This is a genomic window from Pseudomonas sp. NPDC087342 (assembly GCF_044744265.1).
GTDB lineage: Bacteria > Pseudomonadota > Gammaproteobacteria > Pseudomonadales > Pseudomonadaceae > Aquipseudomonas > Aquipseudomonas nunensis.
The window spans coordinates 1-13,770 of record NZ_JBIUXZ010000044.1; the positions used below are offsets into that span (position 1 = coordinate 1).

11 protein-coding genes are annotated in these 13,770 nt (G+C 58.5%); all 11 read left to right on the forward strand.

The features are described 5' to 3' along the window. The first annotated feature begins 28 nt into the window (after positions 1 to 28). The gene (gene bamA / locus ACIOYV_RS32905; RefSeq protein ID WP_401330613.1) at positions 29 to 2,419 is read left to right on the forward strand and encodes an outer membrane protein assembly factor BamA; all 2,391 of its coding nucleotides are present in this window, start codon (positions 29 to 31) and stop codon (positions 2,417 to 2,419) included. Positions 2,420 to 2,464: 45 nt separating this feature from the next. Then, on the forward strand, positions 2,465 to 2,968 hold the full coding sequence (locus ACIOYV_RS32910) for an OmpH family outer membrane protein (RefSeq protein WP_054047181.1): 504 nt from the start codon (positions 2,465 to 2,467) through the stop codon (positions 2,966 to 2,968). Between the two features lie 3 nt (positions 2,969 to 2,971). Next, positions 2,972 to 4,027 (forward strand): UDP-3-O-(3-hydroxymyristoyl)glucosamine N-acyltransferase, encoded by a 1,056-nt coding sequence (lpxD, locus tag ACIOYV_RS32915; RefSeq protein ID WP_401330616.1) that lies wholly within the window; start codon positions 2,972 to 2,974, stop codon positions 4,025 to 4,027. A gap of 108 nt (positions 4,028 to 4,135) precedes the next feature. Then, entirely contained in the window at positions 4,136 to 4,576 is a 441-nt protein-coding gene (gene fabZ, locus ACIOYV_RS32920) for a 3-hydroxyacyl-ACP dehydratase FabZ (RefSeq protein ID WP_017336708.1), read from the forward strand. Beyond that, entirely contained in the window at positions 4,573 to 5,349 is a 777-nt protein-coding gene (gene lpxA, locus ACIOYV_RS32925; protein WP_401330620.1) for an acyl-ACP--UDP-N-acetylglucosamine O-acyltransferase, read from the forward strand. Before fabZ ends, lpxA begins: the two co-directional genes overlap by 4 nt. 2 nt (positions 5,350 to 5,351) lie before the next feature. Continuing rightward, a complete protein-coding gene (gene lpxB, locus ACIOYV_RS32930) occupies positions 5,352 to 6,482 on the forward strand; it encodes a lipid-A-disaccharide synthase (protein WP_401330623.1) in 1,131 nt (376 codons plus the stop codon). 11 nt (positions 6,483 to 6,493) lie between these two features. Beyond that, positions 6,494 to 7,120 carry a ribonuclease HII gene (rnhB, locus tag ACIOYV_RS32935; protein ID WP_054047172.1) on the forward strand — a complete coding sequence of 209 codons (627 nt, stop codon included), beginning with the start codon at positions 6,494 to 6,496 and terminating at the stop codon, positions 7,118 to 7,120. A 216-nt stretch (positions 7,121 to 7,336) separates the two neighbouring features. After that, a complete protein-coding gene (gene dnaE / locus ACIOYV_RS32940) occupies positions 7,337 to 10,858 on the forward strand; it encodes a DNA polymerase III subunit alpha (protein ID WP_054047170.1) in 3,522 nt (1,173 codons plus the stop codon). 140 nt (positions 10,859 to 10,998) lie between these two features. Further along, entirely contained in the window at positions 10,999 to 11,946 is a 948-nt protein-coding gene (locus ACIOYV_RS32945; protein ID WP_010462799.1) for an acetyl-CoA carboxylase carboxyltransferase subunit alpha, read from the forward strand. A gap of 152 nt (positions 11,947 to 12,098) precedes the next feature. Next, positions 12,099 to 13,427 (forward strand): tRNA lysidine(34) synthetase TilS, encoded by a 1,329-nt coding sequence (tilS, locus tag ACIOYV_RS32950; RefSeq protein ID WP_401330626.1) that lies wholly within the window; start codon positions 12,099 to 12,101, stop codon positions 13,425 to 13,427. A gap of 274 nt (positions 13,428 to 13,701) precedes the next feature. Further along, positions 13,702 to 13,770 (forward strand): hypothetical protein (locus ACIOYV_RS32955; RefSeq protein WP_373690405.1); only part of this gene is annotated, 69 nt, incomplete at its 3' end.

Sequence of the window (13,770 nt, forward strand, 5' to 3'; positions counted from 1 at the left end):
CTTGCCAGTTGGAATAAGAAAGGACTTCATGAAACGTCTGCTGCTAACTGCGGTTCTCACCGTATTGATGATCGCCGAAGTTCACGCCGAGTCCTTCACTATCTCTGATATTCGCGTCAATGGCCTCCAGCGGGTCTCCGCGGGTAGTGTCTTTGGTGCCTTGCCGTTGAACGTCGGTGAACAGGCGGATGATCGTCGCCTGGTGGAATCCACTCGTGCGTTGTTCAAAACCGGGTTCTTTCAAGATATCCAGCTGGGTCGCGAAGGCAATGTCCTCGTTATCACGGTAGTCGAGCGGCCGTCGGTCGCCAGTATCGAGATCGAAGGTAACAAGGCCATCTCCACTGAAGACCTGATGAAGGGCCTCAAGCAATCCGGTCTCTCCGAAGGCGAGATCTTCCAGCGCGCCACCCTTGAAGGTGTGCGTAACGAACTGCAGCGCCAGTATGTCGCTCAGGGTCGCTACTCGGCGACCGTCGACACCGAAGTGGTGGCGCAGCCGCGTAACCGCGTTGCGTTGAAGGTCAACATCAACGAAGGCACCGTTGCTGCTATCCAGCACATCAACGTGGTGGGTAACACCGTCTTCCCTGATGACGACCTGATCGACCTGTTCGAACTCAAGACCACCAACTGGCTGTCGTTCTTCAAGAACGATGACAAGTATGCTCGTGAGAAACTCTCCGGTGACCTGGAGCGTCTGCGCTCCTACTACCTGGACCGCGGCTATATCAACATGGATATCGCTTCGACCCAGGTGTCCATCACCCCGGACAAGAAACACGTCTACATCACGGTCAACGTCAACGAAGGCGAGAAGTACACCGTTCGTGACGTGAAGCTCAGCGGCGACCTGAAAGTGCCTGAAGACCAGGTCAAGTCCCTGCTGCTGGTTCAGAAAGGCCAGGTGTTCTCGCGCAAGCTGATGACCACCACTTCCGAACTGATCACCCGTCGTCTCGGTAACGAGGGTTACACCTTCGCCAACGTTAACGGCGTGCCTCAGCCGCACGATGACGATCACACCGTAGACATCACCTTCGCAGTCGATCCGGGCAAGCGTGCCTACGTGAACCGTATCAACTTCCGTGGCAACACCAAGTCCGAAGACGAAGTGCTGCGTCGTGAAATGCGTCAGATGGAAGGTGGTTGGGCTTCGACTTACCTGATCGACCAATCCAAGACCCGTCTTGATCGTCTGGGCTTCTTCAAGGAAGTCAACGTCGAGACCCCGGCCGTACCGGGCGTGGATGACCAGGTTGACGTGAACTACAGCGTTGAAGAACAAGCCTCCGGTTCGATTACCGCGAGTGTCGGTTTCGCCCAGAGTGCCGGTCTGATCCTCGGTGGTTCGATCACCCAGAACAACTTCCTGGGTACCGGTAACAGGGTCAGCATCGGTCTGACCCGAAGCGAATACCAGAGCCGTTATAACTTCGGTTATGTCGACCCGTACTGGACTGCTGACGGTGTGAGCCTTGGTTACAATGCTTTCTATCGCACCACTGACTACAAAGACCTCGACGTCGACGTAGCAAGCTATGCGGTAGACAGCCTGGGTGCTGGCGTCAGCGTCGGCTACCCGATCAGCGAGACGTCGCGCCTGACCTTCGGCCTGACAGCGCAACAAGACAAGATCAAGACGGGCGTATATACCGTCGACGAGATTTTCGACTTCGTTAACAAGGAAGGCGACAGCTACCTGAACTTCAAGGCGTCGGCCGGCTGGTCCGAGTCGACCCTGAACAAAGGTGTGCTGGCGACCCGTGGTCATTCCCAGAGCCTGACTCTGGAAACCACGACCCCGGGCAGTGACCTGTCGTTCTTCAAGCTCGACTACCGTGGCCAGTTGTTCCAGCCACTGAGCGAAAACTACACCATGCGTCTGCACACCGAACTGGGTTATGGCGATGGTTATGGTTCGACCGACGGCTTGCCGTTCTATGAAAACTACTATGCTGGTGGTTTCAACTCGGTTCGTGGCTTCAAGGACAGTACCTTGGGTCCACGCAGTACTCCTAGCCGTGGTCAAGGTGTAACAGGCAACGCCGGTACGCTGGCCGACCCGGACCAGGATCCACTGCCGTTCGGTGGTAACGTCCTGATCCAGGGTGGTGTCGAGTTGCTGTTCCCGCTGCCATTCGTCAAGGATCAGCGTTCCCTGCGCACTTCGGTATTCTGGGATGTGGGTAACGTATTTGATTCCACGTGCGAGAAAACGACGAACGCCACTGTTGGCTCGAGCTCTCAAACAAAGTGCAACGACATCAGCCTGACCAACATGGCCAGCTCCGTCGGTGTAGGCGTGACCTGGGTTACCGCACTGGGCCCTCTGAGCTTCGCGTTGGCCATGCCGATCAAGAAACCGGATGACGCTGAAACTCAAGTGTTCCAATTCTCCCTCGGCCAGACGTTCTAAGCGTCTGACCCAAGATAACGACAATGGATTTTGTAGGAGTGCATCGTGCGTAAGTTGACTCAATTGGTTCTCCTGGCGACCGTACTGGTAGCAGGCCCGGCTTTTGCCGACATGAAAATCGCCGTTCTGAACTATCAGATGGCTCTGCTGGAATCCGACGCGGCCAAGAAGTACGCCGTGGATGCCGAGAAGAAGTTCGGTCCGCAACTGACCAAGCTGAAAACCCTCGAAAGCAGTGCCAAAGGTATCCAGGATCGTCTGGTAGCCGGTGGCGACAAGATGCAGCAAGGCGAACGCGAGCGTCTGGAGCTTGAATTCAAGCAAAAGGCCCGCGACTTCCAGTTCCAGTCCAAGGAATTGAACGAAGCCAAAGCCGTTGCCGACCGTGAAATGCTGAAGCAGCTCAAGCCGAAACTGGACAGCGCTGTGGAAGAAGTCATCAAGAAAGGTGCTTTTGACCTGGTCTTCGAGCGTGGCGCAGTGATTGATGTCAAGCCTCAATACGACATCACCCGCCAGGTTATCGAGCGCATGAATCAGCTGAAGTAATCCATGACAGCGACTATAAAGCTCGGCCAATTGGCCGAGTTCCTCGGCGCCACCCTACGTGGCGACCCGGAGAAAGAAATTACTGGGCTAGCCACTTTGCAAGAGGCTGGCCCAGCTCAGTTGAGCTTTCTGGCAAACCCTCAATACCGTAAATACCTGCCGGACAGCAAAGCCGCAGCCTTGTTACTCAAGGCTGCTGACGCTGAAGGTTTCGCCGGTAATGCGTTGGTCGTGCCGGATCCGTACCTGGCTTACGCCCGTGTTTCCCATCTTTTCGATCCCAAGCCGAAGGCTGCTGCCGGTATTCATCCGACAGCGGTAGTGGCAGCGGATGCGGTGGTGGACCCGGCGGCGAGCATTGGTGCGTTTGCGGTGATCGAGAGCGGTGCGCGTATTGCTGCGGGCGTGACCGTAGGGGCGCATTGCTTCATCGGTGCGCGTAGCGAGATTGGCGAGGGCGGTTGGCTGGCTCCGCGGGTCACGCTGTACCACGACGTGCGCATTGGCAAACGAGTAGTGATTCAATCGGGTGCCGTACTCGGTGGTGAAGGTTTCGGTTTTGCCAACGAGAAAGGTGTCTGGCAGAAAATCGCCCAGATTGGCGGTGTGCTGGTCGGTGACGATGTGGAGATTGGCGTGAATACCGCCATCGACCGTGGTGCGCTGGCCGATACCGTTCTTGGCAATGGTGTGAAGCTCGACAATCAGATTCAGATCGCCCATAACGTCCAGGTCGGTGATCACACCGCCATGGCAGCGTGCGTGGGGATCTCCGGCAGCACCAAGATCGGCAAGCATTGCATGCTGGCCGGCGGTGTTGGGCTGGTGGGGCATATCGAGATTTGCGACAACGTTTTCCTGACCGGAATGACCATGGTGACCCACTCGATTACCGAGCCGGGCTCCTATTCTTCCGGTACAGCCATGCAACCGGCTGCCGAGTGGCGCAAAAGCGCGGCACGCATCCGTCAGCTCGATGACATCGCGCGACGTCTGCGACAGCTGGAAAAGCGAGTAGGGGAAGTGACCCCTGGCGGTAATGCTTCATCAGATGGCTGATACCATTTCCATATCAAGTGTGCACAGCCGCTAGACTGCCTCCTTGATTTGCTAGAGGGGTGCGCTTCAGTCGCGCGCTCCCAATCTTTACATAGGCTTCCCCCCGAAATGATGGACATCAACGAGATTCGCGAATACCTGCCTCACCGTTACCCGTTCCTGCTGGTGGACCGGGTTGTGGAACTGGACGTGGAAGGCAAGCGCATTCGCGCCTACAAGAATGTCAGCATCAACGAACCGTTCTTCAATGGTCACTTCCCTGCGCATCCAATCATGCCGGGCGTACTGATCATCGAAGCGATGGCTCAGGCTGCCGGTATCCTTGGTTTCAAAATGCTCGACGTGAAGCCTGCCGACGGCACGCTTTATTACTTCGTCGGCTCCGACAAGCTGCGTTTTCGCCAGCCTGTCACCCCAGGCGATCAGTTGATCCTCGAAGCCCGCTTCATCAGCTGCAAGCGCCAGATCTGGAAGTTCGAATGCCAGGCCTCGGTCGACGGCAAGCCAGTCTGCTCCGCTGAAATCATCTGCGCGGAACGCAAACTATGAGTTTGATTGACCCTCGCGCAATCATCGATCCGACGGCCGTACTGGCTGAGGGTGTCGAAGTCGGCCCTTGGTCGATCGTCGGCGCAGGTGTGGAAATCGGCGAGGGGACAGTGATTGGGCCGCATGTGATTCTCAAGGGCCCGACCCGAATCGGTAAGCACAACCGCATCTACCAGTTTTCCTCGGTAGGTGAGGACACGCCCGATCTGAAATACAAAGGCGAAGAAACCCGCCTGGTCATTGGTGATCACAACATCATCCGTGAAGGTGTGACGATTCACCGTGGCACCGTGCAGGACCGTTCGGAAACTACCTTGGGTGATCACAACCTGATCATGGCCTATGCCCACATCGGTCACGACAGCGTTATTGGCAACCACTGCATCCTGGTCAACAACACCGCGTTGGCCGGCCATGTGCACGTTGAAGATTGGGCGATCCTGTCCGGTTTCACCCTGGTTCACCAGTATTGCCACATCGGCGCCCACAGCTTTTCCGGTATGGGCACCGCCATTGGCAAGGACGTCCCCGCGTACGTCACGGTATTCGGTAACCCTGCCGAAGCCCGAAGCATGAACTTCGAAGGCATGCGCCGTCGTGGTTTCAGCGAAGACGCGATTCACGCCCTGCGCCGCGCCTACAAGGTGGTTTATCGCCAAGGGCTGACGGTCGAGCAAGCGCTCGCCGAACTGGCCGAGCCCTCGGCACAGTTCCCGGAAGTCGCAGTGTTCCGTGACTCTATCCAGTGTTCGACCCGCGGCATCACCCGTTAATCATGGCTAATCTGCGTATTGCGCTGGTAGCGGGTGAGGCTTCCGGTGACATTCTGGGCGCGGGTCTGATGCGTGCACTCAAGGCACAGCATCCTGCGGTGGAGTTCATTGGCGTTGGCGGCCCGCTGATGCAGGCTGAAGGCCTGACCTCCTACTTCCCGATGGAACGGCTTTCGGTCATGGGCCTGGTGGAAGTACTGGGCCGGCTGCGAGAGCTAATGGCCCGGCGCAAGAAGCTGATCGCCGACCTGATTGCCGAGAAGCCAGACGCGTTCATCGGTATCGATGCCCCGGACTTCAACCTCAATATCGAACTCAAGCTGCGTCAGGCCGGGATCAAGACCGTGCATTACGTCAGCCCGTCGGTCTGGGCCTGGCGGCAAAAGCGGGTGCTGAAGATTCGCGAAGGCTGCGACCTGATGCTGACGCTGTTCCCGTTCGAAGCCAAATTCTACGAAGAGAAAGGCGTGCCGGTGCGGTTCGTCGGGCACTCCCTGGCCGATGCCATTCCTCTGCAGGCTGATCGCGCTGCGGCGCGGGCCGAGTTGGGCTTGCCTGACGGTCCACTGGTGGCGCTGATGCCGGGCAGTCGTGGCGGCGAAGTAGGGCGCCTCGGTGCGTTGTTCCTCGATACCGCCCAGCGCCTGCGTGCCCTGCGCCCCGGCGTGCGGTTCGTCATGCCCTGCGCTAGCCCTGAGCGCCGGGCCCAGCTCGAAGAGTTGCTGGCTGGCCGCGATCTGCCGCTGACCTTGCTCGACGGCAAATCCCATCTGGCCCTGGCGGCCTGCGACGCGGTATTGATCGCCTCCGGAACCGCTACGCTTGAAGCGTTGTTGTACAAGCGGCCGATGGTCGTCGCTTATCGTCTGGCGCCGCTGACGTTCTGGATTCTCAAGCGCATGGTGAAAAGTCCCTACGTCTCGCTGCCGAATCTGCTGGCCCAAAGGCTGCTGGTGCCCGAATTGTTGCAGGACGATGCGACGGTCGAAGCCCTGGCCCAGACCTTGTCGCCGCTGATCGAGGGCGGTGAAGAACAGACCCGCGGCTTCGATGAAATCCACCGCACCTTGCATCTGGACGCCTCCAACCAGGCGGCAGATGCCGTGCTGAAACTGATCGGCCAAGTACAATGAGTAAAACAAGCATGCAAATGGGGCTGGATTTCACCTTGGTCGCTGAAGTGGAAGACTTGGTTGCCGGCGTCGATGAAGTCGGTCGCGGCCCGTTGTGCGGCGCCGTGGTCACGGCTGCGGTAATTCTCGACCCGAATCGGCCGATCCTCGGCTTGAACGACTCGAAGAAGCTCACCGAAGCGCGCCGCGAAAAGCTCTACGACGAAATCTGCGAGAAGGCCCTGAGCTGGCATATCGCTCGCGCCGAAGTCGAGGAAATCGACGAGCTGAACATTCTGCATGCCACCATGCTGGCCATGCAGCGCGCCATCGAGGGCCTGCACATTCAGCCCAAACTGGCGATGATCGACGGCAACCGCTGCCCGAAACTATCCATGCGCGCCGAAGCGGTGGTGCAGGGCGACGGCAAGGTACCGGCCATCGCTGCGGCCTCGATTCTGGCTAAGGTCAGTCGCGACCGTGAAATGGCTGCTTTCGAATTGATTTACCCAGGTTATGGGATCGGCGGCCACAAAGGCTACCCGACCCCCGTTCATCTGGAAGCTCTGGCTCGCCTGGGGCCAACACCGATTCACCGGCGCTCCTTCGCCCCGGTTCGCCTGGCCTACGAGGCGCGGGAAAACCTGATCGAGAGTTAGTCGCAAGGCTGATGTTTTACTCAAGGCCCGGTACAATCCGGCGATTTAAAGCGTCACGAGCGCAGGTAAGACAAGGCGAACGGCAGCGAGAAAGCGGAGTTGACGTTAGTCAATGAGCATTTCGAGTTGCCGTTTAACGCTGGATTACCAAGCGTAGTAGCTTTAAACGCCGGATTTCCGGGCCTTGTTGTCTTCACGTTTCTAGACAGGATCACTATGCCGGCTTCATTCGTTCACCTACGCCTGCACACTGAATATTCCCTGGTCGACGGTCTGGTGCGGATCAAACCGCTGGTCAAGACCCTGGTCGGCATGAACATGCCTGCCGTGGCGGTCACTGACCAGAACAACATGTGTTCCCTGGTCAAATTCTATAAAGCCTCCATGGGCGCGGGCATCAAGCCGATCTGCGGCGCCGACCTGTGGCTGTCGAACAAGGATCCGGACAACCCGTTGAGCCGGATCAGCCTGTTGGCGATGAACGCCGTGGGTTATCGCAACCTTACCGAACTGATCTCGCGCGGCTTCATTGATGGTCAGCGCAATGGCTCGATCATCATCGAGCGTGAGTGGGTGGCCGAAGCCAGCGAAGGCTTGATCATGCTGTCGGCGGCAAAAGAGGGCGAGATCGGCCTGGCCATGCTCGGCGGCAACCCGGCAGAAGCGGAAACCCTGGCCCGTGAATGGATGGCAGTGTTCCCGGATCGCTTCTATCTGGAAATCCAGCGCACCAACCGTCCCAATGACGAAGAACAATTGCACGGCGCCGTGGCCCTGGCCGAGAAGATCGGCGCGCCGTTGGTAGCGACCAACGACGTACGATTCATCAAGCAGGAAGACTTCGAAGCCCACGAAACCCGCGTTTGCATCGGTGAAGGCCGCGCCCTCGACGATCCGCGGCGCTCGAAGAATTACAGCGACCAGCAATACCTCAAAAGCGCCGAGGAAATGGCCGAGCTGTTCAGCGACATTCCCGAGGCGCTGGAAAACACCGTCGAGATTGCCAAGCGCTGCAATATCGAAGTGAAGCTGGGCAAGCACTTCCTGCCCAACTTCCCGATCCCCGATGGCATGACCATCGACGAGTATTTCCGCAAGGTATCCTTCGATGGCCTGGAAGATCGCCTCAGCGTCCTGTTGCCCAAAGACACCACCGAAGATTACGAAGCCAAGCGCCAGGTCTACGTCGACCGGCTGAATTTCGAGCTGGATATCATTATCCAGATGGGTTTCCCCGGTTACTTCCTGATCGTTATGGACTTTATCCAGTGGGCCAAGAGCAACGGCGTGCCGGTAGGTCCGGGCCGGGGGTCGGGTGCCGGGTCGCTGGTGGCCTATGTGCAGAAGATCACCGACCTCGATCCGCTGGAATATGACCTGCTGTTCGAACGGTTCCTAAACCCGGAACGGGTATCGATGCCCGACTTCGACGTCGACTTCTGCATGGATGGTCGTGACCGGGTTATTGAATACGTGGCCGAAAAGTACGGTCGCAACGCGGTAAGCCAGATCATCACCTTCGGTTCCATGGCCGCCAAGGCTGTGGTCCGCGACGTGGCGCGGGTGCAGGGCAAGTCCTACGGTTTGGCGGATCGTCTGTCGAAGATGATTCCGTTCGAAGTCGGCATGACCCTGGAAAAAGCCTACGAGCAGGAAGAAATCCTGCGCGACTTCATCAAGGTCGATGAAGAGGCCGCGGAAATCTGGGAGATGGCCCGCAAGCTCGAAGGCGTTGTGCGTAACGTCGGCAAGCACGCCGGTGGTGTGGTTATCGCACCGACCAAACTGACTGACTTCTCGCCGATCTATTGCGACGAGGCCGGTGATGGCCTGGTAACCCAGTTCGACAAGGACGACGTCGAGGCTGCCGGTCTGGTGAAGTTCGACTTCCTCGGCCTGCGGACCCTGACGGTCATCGACTGGGCGCTGAAAACCATCAACCGTGATCGCGCCAAGGTCGATCAGCCGCCGCTGGATATCGCGTTCATCCCGCTGGACGACAAACCGACTTACACGCTGTTGCAAAAAGCTGAAACCACCGCGGTGTTCCAGCTCGAGTCCCGGGGTATGAAGGAGCTGATCAAAAAGCTCAAGCCCGACTGCCTGGAAGACTTGATCGCACTCGTGGCCCTGTTCCGTCCGGGCCCGCTGCAATCGGGCATGGTGGACGACTTTATCAACCGTAAGCACGGTCGCGCCGAACTGGCGTACCCGCACTCAGACTACCAGTACGAAGGCCTCAAGCCAGTATTGGCACCGACTTACGGCATCATCCTGTATCAAGAACAGGTGATGCAGATTGCCCAGGTCATGGCCGGTTACACCCTCGGCGGTGCGGACATGCTGCGTCGGGCCATGGGTAAGAAAAAACCCGAAGAAATGGCCAAGCAGCGCGGCGGTTTCATTGAAGGTTGCGCCACCAACAATATCGACGCCGACCTTGCCGGTAACATTTTCGACCTGGTAGAGAAATTCGCCGGTTACGGCTTCAACAAGTCTCACTCCGCCGCTTACGGTCTGGTGTCTTACCAGACGGCATGGCTGAAAACCCACTACCCGGCGCCGTTCATGGCCGCGGTACTGTCGGCGGATATGCACAACACCGACAAGGTCGTGACCTTGATCGAAGAAATTCGCACCATGAAGCTGCGTCTCGACGCGCCGGATGTGAATACTTCGGAGTTCAAGTTCACGGTGAACGAGGAAGGCCGGATTATCTACGGCCTCGGCGCGATCAAGGGGGTGGGCGAAGGTCCCGTTGAAGCCATCACCGAGGCGCGTCAGGCCGGTCCGTTCAAGGATCTGTTCGACTTCTGCGCCCGTGTCGACCTCAAACGCATCAACAAGCGCACCCTGGACGGTTTGATCCGCAGCGGCGCGCTGGACCGTCTCGGTCCGTACTTCCATGACGAGCAGAAGGCCTATCAGGCCAACATCGACCGCAACCGCGCGGTCCTGCTGAACGCCATGGAAGGGGCGATCAAAGCCGCCGAGCAGACCCTGCGTACCAAAGACAGTGGACACGTCGACCTGTTTGGCGGCCTGTTCGTCGAAGAAGACGCCGATGTCTACGCCAATCACCGCAAGGCCAAGGAACTGACGCTCAAGGAACGCCTGAAAGGCGAGAAAGACACCTTGGGCCTCTACCTGACCGGTCACCCGATTGACGAATACGAAGGCGAAATCCGCCGTTTCGCTCGCCAGCGCATCATCGACCTGAAACCGGCGCGGGATACGCAGACGGTCGCAGGTATGATCATCGCGTTGCGGGTGATGAAGAACAAAAAGGGCGACAAGATGGGTTTCATTACCCTCGACGACCGCTCTGGCCGGATCGAAGCGTCGCTGTTCGCCGAGGCGTTCCATTCCGCGCAGTCGCTGTTGCAGACTGACGCGATGGTGGTGGTTGAAGGCGAAGTCAGCAACGATGACTTCTCCGGTGGCTTGCGACTGCGGGTCAAGCGGGTGATGAGCATGGAAGATGCGCGCACCAATCTGGCCGAAAGCCTGCGCTTGAAGCTGCACACCAAGGATTTGAAAGGCGATCAGCTACGCTGGCTCGGTGAGCTGTTCAAGCGTCACCGCGGCGCGTGCCCGATCACCATGGAGTACACCAGTCCTGATGCGAAGGCCTTGCTGCAGTTCGGCGAAACCTGGCGGATCGACCCGGCGGATGCCTTGATTCAAGCCCTGCGTGACCAGTTCGGGCGAGACAACGTCTTCCTCCAATACCGTTGACGGTCAGGTGTCTTTGAATGGCCCTGATCTTGACCTGAATTTTTAATCTCGACCTGAACGCGCCTCTCCCTTAAGGTAGGGCGCGAATAGACAACCGGCCGGCCCAAGCTCTCTTGGATGTCGACCCAAGACGGACGCCTATGAACCCGAATTTTCTAGATTTCGAACAGCCGATCGCCGACCTGCAAGCCAAGATCGAAGAGTTGCGCTTGGTCGGTAATGACAATTCGCTGAATATCGGCGATGAGATCTCCCGCCTGCAGGACAAAAGCAGCACCTTGACCGAAGACATCTTCGGCAAGCTGACCAGCTGGCAGATCGCGCGTCTGGCGCGTCACCCGAAACGTCCATACACCCTGGACTACATCGAACACATCTTTACCGAGTTCGATGAACTGCACGGCGACCGTCACTTCTCCGACGACGCTGCCATCGTCGGTGGCATCGCCCGCCTGGACGACCAGCCGGTGATGATCATCGGTCACCAGAAAGGCCGTGAAGTGCGCGAGAAAGTTCGCCGCAACTTCGGCATGCCGCGTCCGGAAGGCTACCGCAAGGCTTGCCGCCTGATGGAAATGGCCGAACGCTTCAAAATGCCGATCCTGACCTTCATCGACACCCCGGGTGCTTACCCAGGTATCGACGCCGAAGAGCGCAACCAGAGCGAAGCGATTGCCTGGAACCTGCGCGTCATGGCACGCCTGAAGACCCCGATCATCGCCACCGTTATCGGTGAGGGTGGTTCCGGTGGTGCATTGGCGATCGGTGTTTGCGATCAGTTGAACATGCTGCAGTACTCGACCTACGCGGTGATTTCGCCGGAAGGTTGCGCATCGATCCTGTGGAAAACCGCCGAGAAGGCCCCGGATGCCGCTGAAGCCATGGGCATCACCGCTGAGCGCCTGAAAGGCCTGGGCATCGTCGACAAAGTAATCGGCGAGCCGTTGGGCGGCGCTCATCGCGACCCGGCTGCTGCTGCGGCATCGATCCGTGCCGAGCTGAGCTCGCAACTGGCGATGCTGAAGAAGTTCGACAACGAAGCGCTGCTGGCCCGTCGTTACGAGCGTCTGATGAGCTACGGTCTCTGATCTAACGCTGCTTCGGCAAACGACGCAAAACCATTGTGGGAGCGAGCCTGCTCGCGAAAGCGGTATAACATTCAACAAATGTGTTGGATGTTACCCAGCCTTCGCGAGCAGGCTCGCTCCCACATTGGGTTTACGTGAAGCGATAGACGTCTATGAATCCTCCGAAAATTGATCTAACTGCCAGGCTTTTGCTGAATCTTGCCCCTTGGCGCACCGCCACCACCTGGCGCATCGCTTTCTCCGGTGGTCTCGACTCCACTGTCCTGCTGCACCTTCTCGCACACCTCGCCAAAACCCAATCCCTGCCGGCACTCAGCGCTATCCATGTTCACCATGGTCTTCAGGCTGCGGCCGATGCGTGGCCAGCGCATTGTCAGTCAGTCTGTGATGCGCTGGGTGTGCCGCTCGAGGTTGTACGCGTCCAGGTTCAGTCAGGCGCCAGCCTTGAGCGTGCCGCCCGGGATGCGCGTTATGGCGCCTTCATCAAGTGCACTCAAGCCAATGAAGTACTGCTGACCGCCCAGCACCGTGACGATCAGGCAGAAACTCTGCTGTTTCGACTATTGCGCGGGGCCGGGGTGCGAGGGTTGTCGGGCATGCCGAGTGAGCGGGCATTGGGGCAGGGGCATTTGCTTCGACCGCTGTTGGATGTCACCCGCGCGGAACTCGAGGCTTATGCCGCCGAGCACCAATTGAGCTGGATAGAAGATCCCTCGAATGAGGATCGGCAATTTTCGCGCAATTATCTGCGGCACCAGGTGTTCCCTGTGTTGACCGAGCGTTGGCCGCAAGCGCAAGCGACCATGGCCCGCAGCGCGGCGCATCTACGCGAAGCCCAAGGACTGCTCGATGAGTTGGCGCAGATCGATCTGGAAGCGGCGGGTCGCCGCAGTGATTTCGATTGGCTGGGCTTGCCGTCGCTGGAGCTGGCGTCATTGGACAAGCTCTCTGCCGCTCGTCAGCGCAATGCCTTGAGCCATTGGTTGGCGACCCGGACGCGTTTGCCCGACAGCGACCATTGGTCGGGTTGGCAAGATCTTCGCGATGCCACCGGCGATGCCCGTCCTATCTGGCGACTGGCGGAGGGTGAATTGCATCGCGCGAACGGGCGTATCTGGTGGCTGTCCGGTGCATGGCTGCGCACGCCGCCGGTGGTCGGGCGTTGGGCTGATCCCACGTTGTCGCTGGCGTTGCTCGATAACGGCCTGCTCTCGTTGATCGGCCCGATCCCCGATGGCCCGCTGCATATCCGCTATCGTGAAGGCGGTGAAATCATGAATTTGCCTGAGCGCGGCCACCGCGACCTGAAGCGTTTGCTTAATGAACGCGGTGTACCGTCATTTGCCCGTGGCAGATTGCCGCTGCTCTATCGCGGCGAGCAATTGCTGGCGGTGGCGGGGTTGCGGGGGTTGAATGGCAGCGCGCGGGAGGGCTGGGATTTACATTGGCAGCCGCCGAGCGAAGATCAAGGTTTGAGCTGAAAGGGGCTTTCCGGTAGACTACGCTCCCTTCTTGATACAACTTCTGTGGATTCGCCTGAATTGCAGGAGTTGCCGATTACCAAGCAGTCTTTGCTGGGCGATTCCAAAAAATGTGTAGCGAGCAACGCACCGGTGTTTCATCTCCCGGTCTGTCCCAACGCGGCGGTTTTTTTGAAAGATGCACTGTGATTAATGCAGGTGATCGGGGGCTTCGGCCTTCCTTCGCTTTCCCCGGCGGCTCGGACCGCTTTAACGCAGACTTCTAGGGTTTTTCATGACGCGCTACATATTCGTCACGGGCGGTGTTGTTTCTTCATTGGGGAAAGGCATTGCCTCGGCTTCA